The sequence below is a fragment of the Geodermatophilus arenarius genome, from assembly GCF_042654585.1.
Classification (GTDB): Bacteria; Actinomycetota; Actinomycetes; order Mycobacteriales; family Geodermatophilaceae; genus Geodermatophilus; species Geodermatophilus arenarius.
The window spans coordinates 116,510-136,428 of record NZ_JBHSGR010000014.1; the positions used below are offsets into that span (position 1 = coordinate 116,510).

General features: G+C 75.2%; 21 protein-coding genes. 17 read left to right on the top strand and 4 right to left on the bottom strand.

Going from position 1 to position 19,919, the window contains the following annotated elements; translation table 11 throughout:
• Positions 1-65 precede the first annotated feature (65 nt).
• From ACFO3M_RS13970 to ACFO3M_RS13985, 4 genes are all read left to right on the top strand, one after another.
• Positions 66-1,388 (top strand): ATP-dependent 6-phosphofructokinase, encoded by a 1,323-nt coding sequence (locus ACFO3M_RS13970; RefSeq protein WP_387989648.1) that lies wholly within the window; start codon positions 66-68, stop codon positions 1,386-1,388.
• Between the two features lie 104 nt (positions 1,389-1,492).
• Positions 1,493-2,011: a hypothetical protein gene (locus tag ACFO3M_RS13975; RefSeq protein ID WP_387989651.1), complete on the top strand. Its 519-nt coding sequence runs from the start codon at positions 1,493-1,495 to the stop codon at positions 2,009-2,011.
• A gap of 74 nt (positions 2,012-2,085) precedes the next feature.
• Entirely contained in the window at positions 2,086-2,295 is a 210-nt protein-coding gene (locus ACFO3M_RS13980; RefSeq protein WP_387989654.1) for a dodecin, read from the top strand.
• A gap of 103 nt (positions 2,296-2,398) precedes the next feature.
• Positions 2,399-3,121: an HAD family hydrolase gene (locus ACFO3M_RS13985; RefSeq protein ID WP_387989656.1), complete on the top strand. Its 723-nt coding sequence runs from the start codon at positions 2,399-2,401 to the stop codon at positions 3,119-3,121.
• 4 nt (positions 3,122-3,125) lie between these two features.
• Here the strand turns inward: ACFO3M_RS13985 and ACFO3M_RS13990 are convergent, their stop codons facing one another.
• Positions 3,126-4,304 (bottom strand): amidohydrolase family protein, encoded by a 1,179-nt coding sequence (locus ACFO3M_RS13990; protein WP_387989659.1) that lies wholly within the window; start codon positions 4,302-4,304, stop codon positions 3,126-3,128.
• 249 nt (positions 4,305-4,553) lie between these two features.
• Positions 4,554-5,501: a RecB family exonuclease gene (locus tag ACFO3M_RS13995; RefSeq protein WP_387989662.1), complete on the bottom strand. Its 948-nt coding sequence runs from the start codon at positions 5,499-5,501 to the stop codon at positions 4,554-4,556.
• Between the two features lie 86 nt (positions 5,502-5,587).
• Here ACFO3M_RS13995 and ACFO3M_RS14000 point away from each other — a divergent pair, with 86 nt between their 5' ends.
• Together ACFO3M_RS14000 and arc are read left to right on the top strand one after the other, a co-directional pair.
• A complete protein-coding gene (locus ACFO3M_RS14000) occupies positions 5,588-6,523 on the top strand; it encodes a tRNA (adenine-N1)-methyltransferase (protein WP_456903014.1) in 936 nt (311 codons plus the stop codon).
• Between the two features lie 100 nt (positions 6,524-6,623).
• Positions 6,624-8,405, top strand: a complete 1,782-nt coding sequence (arc, locus tag ACFO3M_RS14005) for a proteasome ATPase (protein ID WP_387989665.1) — start codon at positions 6,624-6,626, stop codon at positions 8,403-8,405.
• A 58-nt stretch (positions 8,406-8,463) separates the two neighbouring features.
• Here arc and ACFO3M_RS14010 read toward each other — a convergent pair whose 3' ends face one another.
• The gene (locus tag ACFO3M_RS14010) at positions 8,464-9,321 is read right to left on the bottom strand and encodes a Cof-type HAD-IIB family hydrolase (RefSeq protein WP_387989667.1); all 858 of its coding nucleotides are present in this window, start codon (positions 9,319-9,321) and stop codon (positions 8,464-8,466) included.
• A gap of 43 nt (positions 9,322-9,364) precedes the next feature.
• On the opposite strand from ACFO3M_RS14010, the gene dop reads away from it, so the two are divergent.
• The 7 genes from dop (at position 9,365) to pafA (ending at position 16,132) form a co-directional block, all read left to right on the top strand.
• Positions 9,365-10,870, top strand: a complete 1,506-nt coding sequence (gene dop / locus ACFO3M_RS14015; protein WP_387989670.1) for a depupylase/deamidase Dop — start codon at positions 9,365-9,367, stop codon at positions 10,868-10,870.
• The gene (locus ACFO3M_RS14020) at positions 10,870-11,853 is read left to right on the top strand and encodes an acyl-CoA dehydrogenase family protein (RefSeq protein ID WP_387989673.1); all 984 of its coding nucleotides are present in this window, start codon (positions 10,870-10,872) and stop codon (positions 11,851-11,853) included. Before dop ends, ACFO3M_RS14020 begins: the two co-directional genes overlap by 1 nt.
• A gap of 72 nt (positions 11,854-11,925) precedes the next feature.
• Complete coding sequence (locus tag ACFO3M_RS14025; protein WP_387989676.1) at positions 11,926-12,135, top strand: ubiquitin-like protein Pup; 210 nt, start codon at positions 11,926-11,928, stop codon at positions 12,133-12,135.
• A gap of 33 nt (positions 12,136-12,168) precedes the next feature.
• Positions 12,169-12,801, top strand: a complete 633-nt coding sequence (locus ACFO3M_RS14030) for an endonuclease domain-containing protein (RefSeq protein ID WP_387989679.1) — start codon at positions 12,169-12,171, stop codon at positions 12,799-12,801.
• Positions 12,802-12,958: 157 nt separating this feature from the next.
• Positions 12,959-13,801 carry a proteasome subunit beta gene (gene prcB, locus ACFO3M_RS14035; protein ID WP_387989681.1) on the top strand — a complete coding sequence of 281 codons (843 nt, stop codon included), beginning with the start codon at positions 12,959-12,961 and terminating at the stop codon, positions 13,799-13,801.
• Positions 13,802-13,806: 5 nt separating this feature from the next.
• On the top strand, positions 13,807-14,709 hold the full coding sequence (gene prcA / locus ACFO3M_RS14040; RefSeq protein ID WP_387989684.1) for a proteasome subunit alpha: 903 nt from the start codon (positions 13,807-13,809) through the stop codon (positions 14,707-14,709).
• Between the two features lie 64 nt (positions 14,710-14,773).
• Positions 14,774-16,132 carry a Pup--protein ligase gene (pafA, locus tag ACFO3M_RS14045; protein WP_387989687.1) on the top strand — a complete coding sequence of 453 codons (1,359 nt, stop codon included), beginning with the start codon at positions 14,774-14,776 and terminating at the stop codon, positions 16,130-16,132.
• Positions 16,133-16,180: 48 nt separating this feature from the next.
• Here pafA and ACFO3M_RS14050 read toward each other — a convergent pair whose 3' ends face one another.
• Positions 16,181-17,239, bottom strand: coding sequence for a DUF3866 family protein (locus ACFO3M_RS14050; protein ID WP_387989690.1), 1,059 nt, complete (start codon positions 17,237-17,239; stop codon positions 16,181-16,183).
• A gap of 162 nt (positions 17,240-17,401) precedes the next feature.
• On the opposite strand from ACFO3M_RS14050, the gene ACFO3M_RS14055 reads away from it, so the two are divergent.
• From ACFO3M_RS14055 to tatA, 4 genes are all read left to right on the top strand, one after another.
• On the top strand, positions 17,402-18,379 hold the full coding sequence (locus ACFO3M_RS14055; RefSeq protein ID WP_387989693.1) for a helix-turn-helix transcriptional regulator: 978 nt from the start codon (positions 17,402-17,404) through the stop codon (positions 18,377-18,379).
• Positions 18,376-19,341 (top strand): helix-turn-helix transcriptional regulator, encoded by a 966-nt coding sequence (locus ACFO3M_RS14060; protein WP_387989696.1) that lies wholly within the window; start codon positions 18,376-18,378, stop codon positions 19,339-19,341. The genes ACFO3M_RS14055 and ACFO3M_RS14060 overlap by 4 nt, the downstream gene beginning before the upstream one ends.
• A gap of 23 nt (positions 19,342-19,364) precedes the next feature.
• The gene (locus ACFO3M_RS14065; RefSeq protein WP_387989699.1) at positions 19,365-19,577 is read left to right on the top strand and encodes a hypothetical protein; all 213 of its coding nucleotides are present in this window, start codon (positions 19,365-19,367) and stop codon (positions 19,575-19,577) included.
• Positions 19,578-19,663: 86 nt separating this feature from the next.
• Positions 19,664-19,919, top strand: a 256-nt coding sequence (gene tatA, locus ACFO3M_RS14070) for a Sec-independent protein translocase subunit TatA (protein WP_387989702.1), incomplete at its 3' end; no start/stop codon positions are given.

Consider the following 19,919-nt stretch of genomic DNA (forward strand, 5'->3'; position numbering starts at 1 on the left):
TGACGTCCTGACGACCGGGGTGCCGCGCGCAGCGGCGGTGCCCCGGTGTGGGAGCGTTGACCCTCGTGATCGGACACCAGGACCTCGCCGTGCGGACGTTGGGTCCGTGCCGCATCGACTCGCCGCTGGCGGAGCGGCTGGCCGCGCGGGAGACCACGCAGCACTCGGTGGAGGAGGACGACCGGATCCTCTTCGACGACACCCTGTCGATGGCCGGCACCCGGGGCGTGCCGGTCGACCAGCTGCCCAGCCTGGAGCCCGGCGGGCCGCGCAAGCGCATCTACTTCGACCCGGCCAAGACCCGGGTCGGCATCGTCACCTGCGGCGGGCTGTGCCCCGGCCTCAACGACGTCATCCGCGGGCTGGTCCTCGAGCTGTGCCGCCACTACGGCGTGCGCCGGATCGTCGGGTTCCGCAACGGCTACCGCGGCTTCATCCCGCACTACGGCGAGGACGTCGTCGACCTCTCGCCCGAGGTGGTCCAGCACATCGACGACGAGGGCGGCACCATCCTCGGCACCTCGCGCGGCGTGCAGGACCCCGAGGAGATCGTCGACGCCCTGGAGCGGCTGGCGATCAACATCCTGTTCGTCATCGGCGGCGACGGCACCATCCGCGGGGCGATGGAGGTCGTGCGGGTCATCCAGGAGCGCGGCCTGAAGATCGCCGTCGTCGGCGTGCCCAAGACGATCGACAACGACATCCCCTACATCGACCAGAGCTTCGGCTTCCAGACCGCGATGGCCGAGGCCACCAAGTCGATCCACGCCGCCAGCGTGGAGGCCCGCTCGGCCCCCGGCGGCGTGGGCCTGGTCAAGCTCATGGGCCGCCACTCCGGCTTCATCGCCTGCTACTCGGTGCTGGCCAAGGACGACGCCGACTACGTGCTCATCCCCGAGGTGCCCTTCGCGCTGCACGGCGAGCGCGGCTTCCTCGAGCACCTGCGCCGCCGGGTCGAGGACCGCGGCCACGCCGTCGTCGTGGTGGCCGAGGGCGCCGGGCAGGAGCACATCGAGGAGCACGAGCCCGGCCGCGACGCCTCGGGCAACGTCCGCCTCGGCGACGTCGGCCGGCTGCTGCGCCGGCTGATCACCGAGCACCTCGACGACGCGAAGGTCGAGAACAACGTCCGCTACTTCGACCCCAGCTACGCCATCCGCAGCGTGCCGGCCAACCCCTACGACAGCGCCTACTGCCTGCGGCTGGCGCACGCCGCGGTGCACGCGGCGATGGCCGGGCGCACCGAGGTGATCGTGGCCCGGCGCCGCCGGCGGTTCGTGCACATCCCGATGCCGCTGGCGGTCAGCCGCCGCAACCACGTCGACCCGCTCGGCGACCTGTGGATGTCGGTGCTCGAGGCCACCGGGCAGCCGGTGCGCTTCGAGTAGGGCTCACCCGCCCGGGTGGGATCCCGGGATCCGGCTCCCCGCCGCCCCCGCGTCTGCCGATGGGCCCGTGTCAGGTGCAGCTCACCAGCGACACGAGGGACGGCATGGACACGACGGGACGCTCGACGACGCGACGGGGCCGCCTGGCGCGGGGCCTCGCGGCCACCGCGGTCGGCGCGGCCGTCGCCCTCACCCCCGGCGTCGCCGGGGCGGCGCCGAACCGCGCCGACCCGCCCGACGTGGTGCCGCTGGTCGACTGCGTCGTCCGGCACGCCGACGGCAGCTGGACGGCGGTGTTCGGCTACGACAACCGCACCGGGGAGACGGTGGACATCCCGGTCGGCCCGGCCAACCAGGTGACGCCGGCCCCGCTCGGCGAGCCGCAGCCGACCACCTTCGCCCCCGGGGTGCGGCACGGCGTGTTCTCCGTGACCGTCGGAAACGGCGGCGGCCCGATGTGGCACCTGGGCAGCACCGACCTCGCCGCCCGCAAGGCCGACGCGGCGTGCCCGCCCTCGACGCAGATGCCGGCCGAGGGCAACGGCACCGGGCTCGCGATCGGCGTCGCCGTGGCCGGCGGGGTCGGCGCGGTGGTGCTGCGGCGGGCCCGCCGCCGGGCCTGAGCCCTCCCGCGCCCGGCCCCGGCCGGGCCAGGATCACCCCGGGACGGCGCCGCCGTCCCGGGGAGGAGACCGCCATGGCCAACCACGTGTACCGGCTGACCGAGGTCGTCGGCAGCAGCCCGACCGGCATCGACGACGCGATCCGCACCGCGATCGGCAAGGCGTCGCAGACCATCCGGCACGTCGAGTGGTTCGAGGTCCAGGAGGTGCGGGGCCAGGTCGTCGACGGCGACGTCGCGCACGTCCAGGTGACGCTCAAGATCGGGTTCCGCGTCGAGGACTGACCGCCTCGCGTGCGGGCGCCGGTCCGGTCCGGCGCGGTGGGACACTGGGGACGTCGGCCGGCGCGGGCCGTCGCACCCCTGCCGTCTGCCCGAGAGACCTGCCGTGATCCTCCCTGAACCCGACACCCGATCCGCCCTGCGCGCGGTGCTCTTCGACATGGACGGCACGCTGGTGGAGTCCGAGCAGCACTGGGGACACGCCCTGTTCGCCCTCGCCCGGCGCCTGGGCGGTGAGCTGAGCGCCGCCGCCCGCGAGGCCACCGTCGGCACCAGCATGGCGACGTCGATGCGGATCCTGCAGGCCGACCTCGGGATCGAGCGCACCGCCGAGCAGACCCGCGCGGACGTCGCCTGGGTGGAGGAGACCGTCGCCGGCCTGCTCGCCACCGACCTGCACTGGCGGCCCGGCGCACGCGAGCTGCTGGCCGAGGTGCGCGCCGCCGCGCTGCCCACGGCCCTGGTGACGACGACGCCGCGCCGCCTGGCCGACGTGGTCATCGCGCACGTCGAGGGCGCGTTCCCGGACGTGCCGCCGTTCGACCTCACCGTCTGCGGCGACGAGGTGCCCGCCCGCAAGCCCGACCCGGCGCCCTACCTGCAGGCCGCCGCCGCGCTCGGCGTGGACCCGGCGGACTGCGTCGTCGTCGAGGACTCCGCGGCCGGGGTGGCCGCCGGGCTGGCCGCGGGCGCGACCGTCCTCGGCGTGCCCGCGCTGCAGCCGCTGGAGCCCGCGCCGGGCCTGGTGCTGCGCGACACGCTGGCCGGCGTCGGGCTCGCCGACCTGGAGGGGCTGCTGCTCGGGCGGGACACCGCGCCGCGCCGCTGACCCCTCAGCCGGCCGGCACGACCTCCCGGCCGCGGGAGACCACCACCCGCACCCGCGCCAGCGCGGCCACGTCCACGGTGGGGTCGCCGTCGACCAGCAGCAGGTCGGCGTCCAGGCCGGGCGCCAGCCGCCCGGTGCGCCCGCCGAGGCCGCAGGCGGCGGCCGCCACGGAGGTCGCCGTCGCCAGCGCCTCGGGAGCGGGCACCCCGCCGTCGGCGAGCGAGGCGACGGCCCGCGGCAGGAGCCCGTGCGGCTTGCCCGGGGCGATGCCGCAGTCGACGCCGCTGACGACCCGGACGCCGGCGCGGTGCAGGCGGGCCGCGTCGGCGGCGCGCGCCTGCTCGGTCATGTCCAGCCGGTCGATGAGCTCCTGCACCCGAGGCGGCGGCACCGCGCCCTCGGCCAGGCCCAGCGTCGGGCAGACGGCGGTGCCCGCGCGGGCCAGCTGCTCCGCCAGCGCCGGCGGGACGCCCCAGCCGGTGGCGGTCAGGCACGAGCAGTGCTCGATGCCGTCGACGCCGGCGCCCAGCACCTGCCGGACGGCGGTCAGCGCGTGCGCGTGCGCGGTGACCGGCAGCCCCAGCCGGTGCGCCTCCTCGACGACGGCGCGCACCTCGGCGGCGCTGAACTGGCAGGCGGCCATGTCGGTGCCCGCGGTCATCGCCCCGCCGCTGGCCATCAGCTTGACGACGTCCGCGCCCCGCTCGGCGCGCTCGCGGACCGCGGCCCGCAACGCCTCGGCGCCCCGGACCTCGCCGCCCATGCCCGCGCAGTGGCCGGCGGGGCAGGTGAGCGGCGGGCCCGCCGCGACCACGGTGGGGCCGTCGGCCGGTGCCCGCTCGACCACCGTCCAGCCGACGTCGCCGAGGTCGCGCACCGCCGTGACCCCGGCGGCCAGGTGCTGCCGGAGGGCGGCGGCCACGATCGCGTCCACCTGCGCCGGCTCCAGCTCGGGGAGCTGGTCGAGGGCGCGGGGGCCGCTGTCGCCGCAGAGGTGCACGTGCGTGTCGACCAGGCCCGGCAGCAGCGTCGTCCCGGGCAGCGCGGTCACGGGGACGCCGTCGGGCGGGGCGGCCCCGGCGGGCTCGACGGCGACGATCCGGCCGTCGTCGACCAGCACCAGGGCCCCGTCGCGCAGCACCCGCTCGCCGTCGAAGGCGTGGTCGGCCCGGTAGCCGCGCATGCCGGCCTCCTGGATGGCGGGGACGCCGACGCTAGGACCGGGCGCGCCGGCCGGTCGACGGGGACCGGCGCGTCTCGCTCCGCCGCGCCGCTCCCGTCCGTCGACCGTTATCCCCAACTTCCGGACCGACCTACCGGCCGGCGCCACGGCGGCGGAGCGACGACCGGCGGGGGCCTGCCCGCGCCGGTGTCCCGCGATCGTCCCCACGGGCCGGGCCGGCAGGAGCGGCCCGGTGCCGGGGCGGGAGCGTCAGTCGCGCTCGACGATCGGCAGCGTCGCCCAGCCGGCCCGGGCGGCGGCCTCGGCGGGGAAGGGCGGGGGAGTGCCGCCGAAGGAGGGGCACAGCGCCTGGTGGTCGCACCAGTCGCACAGCCGCGTGCGGTTGGGCCGGAAGTCGCCGGTGGCCACCGCCCGCTCGATCGCCGCCCAGATCGCCAGCAGCGTCCGCTCGAAGCGGACGAGCTCGGCCTCCTCGGGGGCGTAGGTCAGCGCGTCGCCGTCGCCGAGGTAGATGAGCTTGAGCTGGGAGGCCACCACGCCGCGGGTGCGCCACAGCACCAGCGCGTAGAACTTCATCTGGAACAGGGCCTTGGACTCGAACGCCTCGCGCGGCATCGAGCCGGTCTTGTAGTCGACGACCCGCAGCGCGCCGTTGCGGGCGACGTCGAGCCGGTCGACGTACCCGCGCAGCAGCAGCCCGTCGGGCAGCGTCACCTCGACCAGCTGCTCGCGGCCCTCCGGCTGGATGCGGGTGGGGTCCTCGAGGGTGAAGTAGGTCTCCACCAGCTTCCCGGCCGAGTCCAGCCAGGCCTCCAGCGACGGCGGCTCCGCCCCGTCCTCGCCGGCGGTGAACAGCGCCTCGACCTCGGGGTCGGCGCGCAGCTCGTCCCACGCCGGCGCCACCAGCCCGCGGGCCGCCTCGACGGTCCGCTCGGCCGGCGGCAGGTCGTAGAGCCGCTCCAGGACCGCGTGCACCAGCGTGCCGCGCACCGCCGCGGCGCTCTTCCTCTCCGGCAGCCGGTCGATGGTGCGGAAGCGGTAGAGCAGCGGGCAGGTCTTGAAGTCCGCCGCGCGGCTGGGCGACAGCGAGGGCCGGCGCGGCGCCTTCGCCCCGTCGGGGGCCCGCTCGCCGCCGCCGGACGCCGTGCCGGGGAAGACCGTGCCGCTGCGTGCCGGGTCCTGCGCCACTGCCGTCATGCGTCCGACGCTACGACGCTCCTCCGACAGTTCCGAGCGCCCGCGCCGGACGGACCCGTCCCGCCGCTGGCCTAGGCTGGCCGCCCGTGGAACCGCAGCCCGAGCCCAGCCAGAACGCGACGAGCGCCGCCCCCGCCGCCGGGCCGCTGCCCGCGGACACCAACGCGGACGGGGAGCAGCCGGCCGCCGTCACCGCCCGCGTGCCGGGCGCCTTCGCCGCCGGCGACCGGGTGCAGCTCACCGACCCCAAGGGCCGGCTGCACACCGTCGTCCTCGAGCCCGGCAAGCAGTTCCACACCCACCGCGGCGCCATCGCCCACGACGACCTCATCGGCGCGCCGGAGGGCTCGGTCGTGCACTCCACGGCCAACACCGGCTACCTGGCGTTCCGGCCCCTGCTGGCCGACTTCGTGCTGTCCATGCCGCGCGGCGCCCAGGTCATCTACCCCAAGGACGCCGCGCAGATCGTCGGCAGCGGGGACATCGGGCCCGGGATGCGGGTCCTCGAGGCCGGCGCCGGGTCGGGCGCGCTCACCTGCTCGCTGCTGCGCGCCGTCGGCGCGTCGGGCCGGGTCACCAGCTACGAGCGGCGCGAGGACTTCGCCGACGTCGCCCGCGGCAACGTCGGCGCCTTCTTCGGCGGCGTGCCGGACACCTGGGACCTGCGCCTGGGCGACCTCGCCGACCACCCCGCCGACGAGGTCGTCGACCGGGTGGTCCTGGACATGCTCGAGCCGTGGGCGGTGCTGCCCACCGTGGCCGCGGCGCTGCGGCCCGGCGGCGTCCTCGTCGGCTACGTGGCGACGGTCACCCAGCTGTCCACCTACGTCGAGGCGCTGCGCGCGCAGGGCGTGTGGACCGAGCCCTACGCGTGGGAGTCGCTGGTCCGCCCGTGGCACGCCGTCGGCCTCGCGGTGCGCCCCGAGCACCGCATGGTCGCGCACACCGCGTTCCTCGTGACCGCCCGCCGGCTGGCCGAGGGCGTGGTCGCTCCGGTCCGCCAGCGGCGCCCCCAGAAGTAGCCCCGCCGGGGGGAGTCGCGCCCCGGCGAGTGCCCGGCACGGTGTCGGCAGGCGTGTATAGATTTGCCTCCTGGCTCCCCCCGATGTGCGGAGGTGCGCGATGGGCCCCGGTCCTGTCAGCGGTCCCGACGAGTTCCGAGCGCGGCGCGAACGTGACGTCTCCGCCCTGCTCTCCCAGATCTCCTACCTCGAGGAGGAGATCGGTCTCCTGCGCCGCAAGGTGGCCGACAGCCCCCGGCAGGTGCGGGCGCTCGAGGAGCGGATCGCCGAGGCGGAGGGCCGCGCGGCCTTCCTCTCCGAGCGCAACGACAAGCTCGCCGGCACCCTGCGCGAGGCCCGCGAGCAGCTGCTCACGCTCAAGGAGGAGATCGACCGGCTCGGTCAGCCGCCGTCGGGCTACGGCGTCTACCTCGGGCGGCACGACGACGGCACGGTCGACGTCTTCACCGGCGGCCGCAAGCTGCGCGTCTCGGTGTCCCCGGCCGTCGAGGCCGAGGAGCTGCGGCCCGGCCAGGAGGTCATGCTCAACGAGGCGATGAACGTCGTCGAGGCGCTCGGCTACGAGAAGCAGGGCGACGTCGTCATGCTCAAGGAGCTGCTGGAGCCGATCGACGGCGTGACGCCGCGGGCCCTGGTCATCGGCCACACCGACGAGGAGCGGGTGGTCTACCTGGCCGACTCGCTCACCGGCCAGCCGCTGCGGGTCGGCGACTCGCTGCTGCTGGAGTCGCGGTCGGGCTACGTGTACGAGCGGATCCCCAAGAGCGAGGTCGAGGAGCTCGTCCTCGAGGAGGTCCCCGACATCGACTACTCCGACATCGGCGGCCTGGCCCGGCAGATCGAGCAGATCCGCGACGCCGTCGAGCTGCCGTTCCTGCACGCGGACCTGTTCCGCGAGTACGAGCTGCGCCCGCCGAAGGGCATCCTGCTCTACGGCCCGCCCGGCTGCGGCAAGACGCTCATCGCCAAGGCGGTGGCCAACTCGCTGGCCAAGAAGGTCTCCGCGGTGAAGGGGGAGGGGCAGGCCAAGTCCTACTTCCTCAACATCAAGGGCCCGGAGCTGCTCAACAAGTACGTCGGCGAGACCGAGCGGCACATCCGGCTGGTGTTCCAGCGGGCCCGGGAGAAGGCCAGCGAGGGCACCCCGGTCATCGTGTTCTTCGACGAGATGGACTCGATCTTCCGCACCCGCGGGTCGGGCGTGTCCTCCGACGTCGAGTCGACGATCGTCCCGCAGCTGCTCAGCGAGATCGACGGCGTCGAGGGCCTGGAGAACGTCATCGTCATCGGCGCCTCCAACCGCGAGGACATGATCGACCCGGCGATCCTGCGGCCCGGCCGGCTGGACGTGAAGATCAAGATCGAGCGGCCCGACGCCGAGGCCGCGCGCGACATCTTCAGCAAGTACCTGACGCCGACGCTGCCCATCCACGCCGACGACCTCGCCGAGAACGGCGGCAGTGCCGAGGCCACCATCCAGGCGATGATCCAGCGCACCGTCGAGCGGATGTACACCGAGAGCGAGGAGAACCGCTTCCTCGAGGTCACCTACGCCAACGGGGACAAGGAGGTCCTGTACTTCAAGGACTTCAACTCCGGCGCCATGCTGCAGAACATCGTCGACCGGGCCAAGAAGATGGCCATCAAGGAGAACCTGGAGACGGGGACGGCGGGCCTGCGGGTCGGCCACCTGATGCAGGCCTGCGTCGACGAGTTCAAGGAGAACGAGGACCTGCCCAACACCACCAACCCCGACGACTGGGCGCGGATCTCGGGCAAGAAGGGCGAGCGGATCGTCTACATCCGCACGCTGATCAGCGGCAAGGGCAGCGACTCCGGCCGCGCCATCGACACCGCGACCAACACCGGCCAGTACCTGTAGTCCGGCCCGGCCGCCGGTGGCCCGGCTCCCCGTCGCGGGAGCCGGGCCACCGGCGCGGTCAGCCCAGCAGGGCGGCCAGCGCGCGCAGGTGCGCCCCGCCGGCGGCCTCGTAGGCGGCACCCGGCACCGTGCGCACCGGATACGGCCGGTGGAGCGGCGCCCGGGGCCCGACGTCGACGTGGACGACGTCGAACCCGAGGCCGTGCAGGTGGTCGGCCATCGCGTAGTCGGTGGCGGAGTCCCCGACGGTGTGCCAGAGCCGGGGGAGGGGCCCGTCGGCCCGCAGCAGCTCCAGCGCGCGTCGGGCTCCGCGGGCCTTGCCCGCGAGCACCGACTCCACGTCGGTCGCGATCACCGACGGGTCGATCCGCCACGGCGTCCGGCCCGCCGCGTCGGGGTGGTCGCGGTCGCCCAGCCGCACGCCGAGTCCCGCGGTCACCAGGGCGGCGAACAGGTCGGCGTCGAAGGCCCGCTGCCGCTCGGCGTAGACGGCGGCGGGGACGTCGGTGCGCGCCTCCACCGTGGCCATCGTCCGCTTGGTGTCGTCGAGGAACACCGCGTCGCCGTAGCCGTCGCCCACCAGGTCGGCGAGCAGGGCGCGGCACACGTCGGGGACGGCGAGGGCGGGGTCGACGTGGACCTCGCCCGCCCCGTCCGGGCCTGCCGACGTCCAGACGCCGCCCTTCTCGCAGACCGCGTGCAGCCGGGCCCCGCCCGGCAGGCCGGCCGCGGCCAGCGGCGCCAGGACGCGCTCGCCGACGAACTCCGCCGACCGGCCGGTGTTGAGCACCACGGGGACGCCCGCGGCCAGCAGCGCCCGCAGGTCCTCCAGCAGCGCCGGGGCGACCGTCCGGGTCACCGGGCTGGCGACCGGGCCGTCGACGTCGAGCAGCAGGCCCAGGGGTGGCGGTGTCACCCGGTCATCCTCGCGTCCGGCGACCGCGGCCTAGGCTCGGGGCATGAGCGTCCGGCGGGTCATGGGCACCGAGGTGGAGTACGGCATCTCGGTGCCCGGTCAGCCCACCGCCAACCCGACCACCCTGTCCAGCCAGGTGGTCAACGCCTGGGCCGTCGCCGACGCCCCGACCCGCCGCCGCCCGCGCTGGGACTTCGAGGAGGAGTCGCCGCTGCGCGACGCCCGCGGCTTCGACCTGTCCCCGGCGCAGGCGCTGGACCACACCGACCTCGACGAGGACTCGGGGATGGCCAACGTCATCCTCACCAACGGCGCCCGGCTCTACGTCGACCACGCGCACCCGGAGTACTCGACGCCGGAGGTCACCAACCCGCGCGACGTCGTCCTCTGGGACAAGGCGGGGGAGCGGGTGATGGCCGAGGCGGCCCGCCGGGCCGCGCGCATCCCCGGCACCCAGCCGATCCAGCTGTACAAGAACAACACCGACGGCAAGGGCGCCAGCTACGGCGCGCACGAGAACTACCTGATGGACCGGCGGACGCCGTTCATCGACATCATCCGCGGCCTGATCCCGTTCTTCGTGACCCGGCAGGTGTTCGCCGGCGCCGGCCGCGTGGGCATCGGCACCGAGGGCCGCACCCAGGGCTTCCAGATCTCCTCCCGGGCGGACTTCTTCGAGGTCGAGGTGGGCCTGGAGACGACGCTCAAGCGGCCGATCATCAACACCCGCGACGAGCCGCACGCCAACCCCGACGAGTACCGCCGCCTGCACGTGATCATCGGCGACGCCAACCTCGCCGAGCTGTCGACCTACCTCAAGGTCGGGACGACGTCGCTGGTGCTGGCGATGATCGAGGCGCGGGCGCTGCGCGAGGACCTCTCGCTCGAGGAGCCGGTCGCCACGCTGCAGGCGGTCAGCCACGACCCGTCGCTGGCCACGCAGGTGCGGCTGCGCGACGGGCGGCGGATGACCGCGCTCGACCTGCAGCGCGTCTACCTCGACCACGCCGAGCGCTTCGTCGACCGGAACGGGGAGGCCGACGGGCAGACCACCGACGTGCTGCGCCGCTGGGCCGAGGTCCTCGATGACCTCGGCACCGACCCGATGCGCCTGGCCGACCGGCTGGACTGGCCGGCCAAGCTGCGGCTGCTGGAGGGCTACCGCTCCCGCGACGGGCTGTCCTGGGGCGACTCGCGGCTGCAGCTGGTGGACCTGCAGTACTCCGACGTCCGCCCCGAGAAGGGGCTCTACCACCGGCTGGTGGCCCGCGGCTCGATGCAGCGGCTGCTCACCGACGACGAGGTGACCCGGGCGATGGTCACCCCGCCGGCCGACACCCGCGCCTTCTTCCGCGGCGAGTGCCTGCGGCGCTTCCCGGCGCAGGTGGCCGCGGCGTCGTGGGACTCGGTGGTGTTCGACCTCGGCCGGGAGAACCTGGTGCGCATCCCGACGATGGAGCCGCTGCGCGGCACCCGCGACCACGTGGGCCTGCTGTTCGAGTCCACGGCGAGCGCGCAGGAGCTGGTCGACACCATCACCGGCTCCTAGTGGCCGCCCCGGTCCAGGTCGCCCGGGCGCTGGCCGAGGACCTGCTCGCGCCCGCGGCCGCCGACGTCGACGCCACCGGCGTCCTCCCGCGCGGCCACCTCGACGCGCTCGCCGCCGCCGGGCTCTACGGCCTGGTGGGGCCCGCGGAGGCCGGCGGCCTGGACGGCGACGGCGCGACGCTGGCGGCCGTGGTCGAGGAGCTGGCCGCCGGCGACCTCGCCACCGCGTTCGTGTGGCTGCAGCACCACGGCGTCGTCGGGCGGCTGGCCGCCTCCGGGGCGCACCCGGAGCTGCTGGCCGGCCTGTGCGCCGGGCGGCGGCGGGCCGGGATCGCGCTGCAGGCCGCGACCCGCCCGGACGCCCCGCCCGTGACGCTGCGCCGGGACGGCGGCGACCTCGTGCTCGACGGCGCGGTGCCGTGGGTGACCGGCTGGGGTCTGGTCGACGTGCTGCTGGTGGCCGCCCGCGACGGCGACGACGTCGCGTTCGTGCTGGCCGACGCGGTGGAGGGGCCGACGCTCGCGGCGGTGCCGCAGCCGCTGGTGGCGGTGCAGGCCAGCGCGACGGTCGAGCTGCACCTGCGCGGCCACCGGGTGCCCGCCGGCCGGCTGCTGGGTGCGACCCCGCTGGCCGAGGTCCGCGCGGGCGACGCGGCCGGGCTGCGGCTCAACGGCTCGCTGGCGCTGGGGCTGGTCCGGCGGTGCGCCCGGCTGGTCGGCCCCTCCCCCCTGGACGCCGACCTGGCCGCGGCCGGCGCCCGGCTCGACGGGGCCGGCCCGGGCGAGCTCCCGGAGGCGCGGGCCGCCGCGGCGGCCCTCGAGCTGCGGGCGGCCGGGGCGCTGGTGGTCGCGACGGGCAGCGGCGCCGCGCGCGCCGGCTCCGTGGCCGAGCGGACGGCGCGCGAGGCGGTGTTCCTGCTCGTGTTCGGCTCGCGCCCGGCGATCCGCGCGTCGCTGCTGGCGCGGCTGGGCGCGGCCCGCTGAGGCCGCCGGGTGTCGGTACCTGCGGGTAGTTTCGGCAGCAGCACGCACTCGGCGCGCACCAGGGGAGGGCACATGGCCACCAGGGACACCGGCGGGCAGCAGCGGGCCACGCGCACGCGCGAGGAGAGCGACGAGGTCGAGGCCTCGGTCGACACCGAGGTCGCCGAGCGGCACAAGGAGATGTCCGAGGACGTCGACGCCATCCTCGACGAGATCGACGACGTCCTCGAGGAGAACGCAGAGGAGTTCGTGAGGAGCTACGTGCAGAAGGGCGGAGAGTAGCCGACTGGCTACCTGAGGTCATAGCTGCCCGGGGTGAAGACCTGTCCCGAGTGTGGCGCGACGAAGGCGGACGAGGAGTTCGGCCGGAACCGGACGCAGCCGGACGGGCTCTCCTTCTACTGCCTGAGCTGCAACCGCGCGCGGAGCAGGGAGTGGTACCGGAACGCCCGTCGTCGCGAGGGTCGCGAGGTCCGGGACCACTCATGGGTGCCCGACGGCTTCCGGTGGTGTCCGTCCTGCCGGAAGGCGGTTGCACACGAGGACTACGTGCGGAGTGCGACGACGGCGTCGGGGTTCGGCAGCAGGTGCAAGCCCTGCAAGCGCGAGGCGGACATGGACCGCTACTACGCCCAGCGCTACGGCCTGGACCGAGCGGGGATCGACGACCTGCGTGCCAAGCAGTCCGACAGGTGCGCCCTCTGTGGTGATCCTCGACCCGGCCACATCGACCACGACCACGCGACGAACCTGACGCGGGCGCTGCTGTGCGAGCGGTGCAACCTCGCACTGGGCCTCTTCCGGGACGACCCCTCCTTGATGAGAGCCGCAGCCGACTACGTCGAGCTGCACCGGGTCCGGGCACTGAAGGCGACCGGCTCCCACGAGGAGGCCGGTCGGATGCTGCGCAGGCTCCTGGGTGGTGGGAGCCCGGCCGGCGGCGCCTGACGGGCGTCCTCCAGGCGAGGTCGTCGACCCGGAGCCGAGCCGACGTGCGTCCCGGGTGGCCTGCCAGCCGCGCCGGTAGGGTCGGCGACGAGCCGCCGCGGCACGTCCGCGGCACGTCGAGGAGCACCCCGCGAGGGGTGCGGAGAGGGTGGACGGGTTGACCCAGTCGCACACCGGCCGGAGCGGCTTCCCGCCCGCCTACCTGGACCGGGTGGGTTCCTCGTTCACCGACTTCCTCGCCCAGGCCGCCCCCGACCTGCTGCCCGGGCGGCGCCCGCTGCCGTCGGTGCACGCCGGCGACCTCACCCCGCACGGCACCACGATCGTCTCCGTCACCTACGACGGCGGCGTCCTCATGGGCGGCGACCGCCGGGCCACCATGGGCAACCTGATCTCCAGCCGCGACATCGAGAAGGTGTACCCGGCCGACACCTGGTCGGTGATCGGCATCGCCGGCGCCGCGGGCATCGCGATCGAGATGGTCCGGCTCTACCAGGTCGAGCTCGAGCACTACGAGAAGATCGAGGGGCTGACCCTCAGCCTCGACGGCAAGGCCAACCGGCTGGCCCAGATGATCCGCGGCAACCTCGGCGCCGCGCTGCAGGGCCTGGCCGTCGTCCCGCTGTTCGCCGGCTTCGACCTCGACGCCGCTCCCGGCGCCAGCCCGGGCCGGATCTTCAGCTACGACGTCACCGGCGGGAACTACGAGGAGCGCGGCTACGCCGCCGTCGGCTCCGGCTCGCTGTTCGCCCGGAACTCGCTGAAGAAGACCTGGCGGCCGGGGCTGAGCGGCGAGGACGCCACCCGCAGCCTGGTCGAGGCCCTCTACGACGCCGCCGACGACGACTCGGCCACCGGCGGCCCCGACCCGGTGCGCCGGCTGTACCCGATCGTCTACCGCGTCGACGCCGAGGGCGCCGTCCGCCTGACCGACGACGAGGTCGCCGCCGTCGCGAAGACCATCGTCGACGAGCGGGCCGCCGCCGAGGGGCAGGGCTGAGCGCCATGACCATGCCGTACTACGCCTCGCCCGAGCAGCTCATGCGCGACCGCTCGGAGTACGCCCGCAAGGGCATCTCCCGCGGCCGCAGCGTCGCCGTCCTCACCTACGCCGACGGCGTGCTGTTCATCGCCGAGAACCCCAGCTCCACGCTGCACAAGGTCGGCGAGATCTACGACCGGATCGGCTTCGCCGCGGTCGGCCGGTACAGCGAGTTCGAGAGCCTGCGGGTGGCCGGCGTGCGCCTGGCCGACGTCCGCGGCTACTCCTACAACCGCCGCGACGTCACCGGCCGGGTCATCGCCAACGCCTACGCGCAGACCCTCGGGGCGATCTTCACCGAGCAGATGAAGCCCTACGAGGTGGAGCTCTGCGTCGCCGAGGTCGGCGAGACCGCCGAGCAGGACCAGCTGTACCGGCTGACCTTCGACGGGTCGGTGGTCGACGAGCCGGACTTCGTGGTCATGGGCGGGCAGGCCGAGGCCGTCACCGGCCGCCTGCGGGAGGACTTCCGCTCCGGCATGGCGCTGCGCGACGCGCTGATGACCGGCGTCCGCGCGCTGTCGGCGTCCAGCCCCGCGATGTCGGGCAACGGCGACGGCGGCCTGCTGCCGGCCGGCCAGCTCGAGGTCGCCGTCCTGGACCGCCGCCGGCCCAAGCGGGCCTTCCGCCGGGTCGTCGGCGCGGCGCTGGGCACCCTGCTCGGCGACCGCAGCGCCGGCGAGGCCGCCCCCGAGGGCACCACCCACGCGCACGTCCCCAGCGCGCCGCAGCCGGGCACCCCGGCCGGCCTCGGCGACCCCGCCGCGCCGGACACCGCCGGCGGCACCGGCGGGTCGGGTGAGGGCAGCGGCCCCCAGCCGGGCCCGGCCGACGGCGTCGGCGGCGGCACCGACGGGGGCAGCTGACCGGCGCCGTCGAAGGGACGCCCGGGAACCGGCCGGAGTCGCATCCGGCGCCTAGGCTCGGTCCGTGGACCGACGGATCTTCGGGATCGAGACCGAGTACGGCGTCACGTGCACCTTCCGCGGGCAGCGGCGGCTGTCCCCGGACGAGGTGGCCCGCTACCTGTTCCGGCGGGTCGTGTCGTGGGGGCGCAGCTCCAACGTGTTCCTGCGCAACGGCTCGCGGCTGTACCTCGACGTCGGCAGCCACCCCGAGTACGCCACCGCCGAGTGCGACGACCTCACCGAGCTCGTCGTCCACGACAAGGCCGGTGAGCGGATCCTCGAGGGCCTGCTGGTCGACGCCGAGCAGCGGCTGGCCGAGGAGGGCGTCACCGGCGACATCTACCTGTTCAAGAACAACACCGACTCGGCGGGCAACAGCTACGGCTGCCACGAGAACTACTGCGTCGGCCGGCACGGGGAGTTCTCCCGGCTGGCCGACGTGCTCATCCCGTTCCTGGTCAGCCGGCAGCTGATCGTCGGCGCGGGCAAGGTGCTGCAGACCCCGCGCGGGGCGATCTACTGCGTCAGCCAGCGCGCCGAGCACATCTGGGAGGGCGTGTCCTCGGCGACCACCCGCTCGCGGCCGATCATCAACACCCGCGACGAGCCGCACGCCGACGCCGAGCGCTACCGGCGGCTGCACGTGATCGTCGGCGACTCGAACATGAACGAGACGACGACGCTGCTCAAGGTCACCATCACCGACCTGGTGCTGCGGATGATCGAGGCCGGCGTGCCGATCCGGGACATGGCGCTGGAGAACCCGATCCGCGCCATCCGGGAGATCAGCCACGACGTCACCGGCCGCCGGAAGGTGCGCCTGGCCAACGGCCGGGAGATGAGCGCGCTGGAGATCCAGGGGGAGTACCACTCGCGCGCCGCGGAGTTCGTCGACCGGGAGGGCTTCGGCCCGGTGCACCGGCAGATGCTGGAGCTGTGGGGGCGGGTGCTCAAGGCCGTCGACACCGAGGACCTCTCGCTCATCGACCGGGAGATCGACTGGGCCACCAAGCTGTCGCTGATCGAGCGGTACCGGGGCAAGCGGGGCCTGTCGCTGTCCTCGCCGCGGGTGGCCCAGATGGACCTGGCCTACCACGACATCTCCCGCCGGCGCGGGCTGTACTACCTGCTCGAGCGCAACGGCCAGGTGGAGCGGGTGGCGCACGAGCCGCGGGTGTTCGAGGCCAAGAACGTGCCGCCGCAGACCACCCGGGCCAAGCTGCGCGGGGAGTTCATCCGCAAGGCCCAGGAGAAGCGGCGCGACTTCACCGTCGACTGGGTGCACCTCAAGCTCAACGACCAGGCCCAGCGCACCGTGCTGTGCAAGGACCCGTTCAAGAGCGTCGACGAGCGCGTGGAGAAGCTCATCGCGTCGATGTGACCGGACACGTCCGCGGACCCGCCCGGGCGGGTCCGCGGACGTGTCCGGTCAGGCCTCGTCGGGCAGGGGCACCCGGACGGCGGCGTAGCGGCCGGCGGCCGCGGCGGCGAGGAAGTAGGCGCGTTCCTCGGGCCAGCCGCGGCCCATCGTCGACAGCGTCACCGGCGACAGCTGCAGCGCCTCGTCCAGCCCCTCGACGTCGACCCACACCACCCGGTTGCGCTCGGGCTGGCCGGCCAGGTCCTCCTCGACCTGCCGGCCGAGCTCCGAGCCCAGCCCGCGCGGGGCCACCAGCGTCACCCCGGCCAGGGCCACCCGGCCGAACGCGGTCAGCGAGTGGTGGGAGACGCCGCGGTGGCGGGGGCGCGGGTCGGCGTCGGAGATCCGCAGCGCGCCGATCGGCTCCCCGCCGAGCACGCTGACGGCGTTGCACGCCTCCCCGGCCGCGACCCCGGAGAAGCCCCAGGGGGTGCCGGTGCCCAGGTTGCCCGGCCCCTGGGTGACCACGGCGACGTCCGCGCCGAGCACGTGCCTCGCGGCGAGCAGGCCGGTGTGCAGGGTGACCGCCTCCAGGTCGCCGCCGAAGGCCTGCCCCACGGTGACCACCCCGGCCAGCGACGGCGCCAGCGTGTGCAGCGTCCGGGAGAACCCGGCCACCAGGGCGCCGCCGTCGGTCATGACGTAGGCGACCCGGAGGTCGGGGTCGGTGGCGAACAGGCCGATGAGCACGGCCGGCAGCGCCGAGTGCAGGTCCGCGACGACGACCGGCATCCCGCCCAGGTCCTCGGCCGCGGCGATGGTGTCGTGGTGCTCGGTGTCCTGCTCGTCCACGCCCTGCACGCTGACCTGCAGCGGGGTGTACCGGGCCTTGACCAGGTGGCCGGGGCCGGTGGGGTCCGGCGGCAGCCGGTCGGGGACGGCGACGACGAGCGCGTACCCGCCGGTGCCCAGCCGCTGTGCCCACGCGGTGGTGTTGAGCAGCACCTCGTCGCCGACCTCGGGCACCCCCACCAGCGACGGGTGCGCCAGCGAGCGCACCGCGCCGTCGCCGGGCACCTCGACGGTGAGCTCCAGCGCGTCGCGCCAGCTCCTCCCGGTCGCGGTCACCGTGCCGCGTCGCCAGCGGATCCGTTGCGCAGTCGTCCGTTCCCCCACGGGGCGAGCGTAAGGACCCCGGTGCCCCCCGCGCCCCCCGTGGCTCCCTGCGGGGGCCCGCTGCGCGCGTGCGAGCAGCGGGGGCCAGGGGGTCCTGTGTCTAGGCTGGGGCGCGTGTCGGCGAAGCGGGCGGAGCGGCTGGTCAACCTGGTCATCGCGCTGCTGGGCACCCGCCAGTACGTGACGGCGGCGCGGATCCGGGCGACCGTCCCCGGCTACGAGCCCGACGACGGCACCGCCCGCGCCGACGAGGCGTTCAAGCGGATGTTCGAGCGGGACAAGGCCGACCTGCGCGAGATGGGCATCCCGCTGGAGACCGGCCGCACCAGCGTCTTCGACACCGAGGACGGCTACCGCATCGCCCGCGCCGACTACGAGCTGCCCGAGATCACCCTCACCGGCGAGGAGGCCGCCGCCGTCGGCCTGGCGCTGCGGCTGTGGGAGTCCGCGCAGCTGGCCGGGGCCGCGCACAGCGCGCTGGTGAAGCTGCGCGCCGCCGGCGTCGACGTCGACCCGACCCGGCTGCCGATCCAGCCGCGGCTGGACTCCGACGAGCCGGCGTTCGAGCCCTGCTACGCCGCCGCCCGCGACCGCCGGGTGCTGCAGTTCGACTACCGCCGTCCCGACGAGGACGCCCCGGCTCGCCGGCACGTGCAGCCCTGGGGCGTCGTCGCCTGGCACGGCCGCTGGTACCTGGTGGGGCTGGACCTGGACCGGCAGGCCCCGCGGGTGTTCCGGCTGTCCCGGGTGGTCGGCACGCCGCGGGCGACCGGGCCGGAGAACGCCTTCGAGCCGCCGCCGGACCTCGACCTCGCCGGGATCGTCGCCGGCCAGTTCGGCGGCCGGGGCGAGGAGCAGCTGGTGGTCGTGCGCGCCCGCCCGGGCACCGCCGTCGGGCTGCGCCGCTGGGCGACCCCGCTGGGCGCCGGCCCGGACGGGGAGGACCGGCTGCAGCTGCGCACCACGGAGCCGTGGCGGCTGGCCGACCAGCTGGCCGCCTACGGCCCCGACGTGGTCGTCGAGTCCCCGGCGGCGGTCCGCGACGCGGTCGTCGAGCGGCTGACCCGCCTGGCCGCCATGGGGGAGCGATGACCAGCCCGGCCACCAACGAGCGGATGACCCGGCTGCTCTCGCTCGTCCCGTACCTCACCGCCCGGCCCGAGGGCGTGCCGCTGGCCGAGGTGGCCCGCGACTTCGGCGTGCCCGAGCGGCAGCTGCGCCGCGACCTCGAGCTGCTGTGGATGTGCGGCCTGCCCGGCTACGGCCCCGGCGACCTCATCGACCTGTCCTTCGAGGGCGACCGGGTGCGGGTCACCTTCACCGCCGGGATGGTCCGCCCGCTGCGGCTGACCACCGACGAGGCGGTCGCGCTGGTGGTCGCGCTGCGCACGCTGCTGGACCTGCCCGGGCTGGCCGAGCAGGAGGCGGTGAGCCGGGCGCTGGCCAAGGTGTCGGCCGCCGCCGGGCACGCCGCCGAGCGGGTCACCCCGGTGGCGCTCAGCGTCGACGCCCGCGAGCAGGCGCTCGCCGTCGTCCGGCAGGGGCTCGAGCGGGGCCGGGCGCTGCACCTGCACTACTACGTGCCCACCCGCGACGAGCGCACCGAGCGGACCGTCGACCCGATGCGGCTGCTGCTGGTCGACGGCCGCTGGTACCTGGAGGCGTGGTCGCGGGAGGTGGCCGGCGTCCGGCTGTTCCGGCTGGACCGCATCGACGACGTCGAGGTGCTCGACGAGCCGGCCGCCCCGCCGCCGCAGGCCGCGCCGCGGGACGTGGAGTCCGGCCTGTACCAGCCCGCGCCCGGCGCGCCGGTGGTGCGGCTGCGGCTGGCCCGCACCGCCCGCTGGGTGGCCGAGTACTACCCGGTGGAGGACGTCCGCGAGGTCGAGGACCCGCCGGGTGGGCTGGCGGTCGCGCTGCGCACCCACGACCTGGCCTGGGCGCGCCGGCTGGTCGCGTCCCTGGGCGGCGCGGCGACCGTCGACGAGCCGGCGGGGCTCGCCGCGGCGGTCGCCGCCGAGGCGCGCGCGGCCCTCGCCCGGTACGGCGCCTGAGCCCCGGCGCCTAGGCTCGCGCCGTGCTGCTGCTCGTCGTGTGGATCGCCGCCGTCGTCGTGTCGCTGGTCGTCCTCGGCTCGATCGGGTACGGCCTGGTCGGGGCGTTCCGGCGGCTGGGCCGGGAGCTGCAGGCCGCCGAGCGGGAGGTGCGGCCGGTGCTCGAGCAGGCCGCGGCCACCGCCGCCCGCGCCGCCGCGCTGCAGGCCGGTGAACGGCCCGCGGACGCCCGCTGAACCGACGGCGACCGCCCGCCGGGCGACCCGGGGACGCACCCCTCCCGGCGTAGCATCGGCCCCGCCCCCCGCGACCTGGAGGACGCATGAACCTCGGCCCGCTCGAGATCGGCCTGATCATCCTGGCCGTCCTGCTGCTGTTCGGCTACAAGAAGCTCCCTGACGCCTCGCGCTCGCTGGGCCGCTCGCTGCGCATCTTCAAGGGCGAGATGAAGGGCATGAGGGACGACGACCGCACCGCGGGCCCGTCCGCGCCGGTGCCGCCGTGCGCGCTCGACGTCGCCGACCCGGACCGGCGCGCCCAGCTCGAGGCCGAGGCGCCCGCCGCCGAGGCCCGCGCCC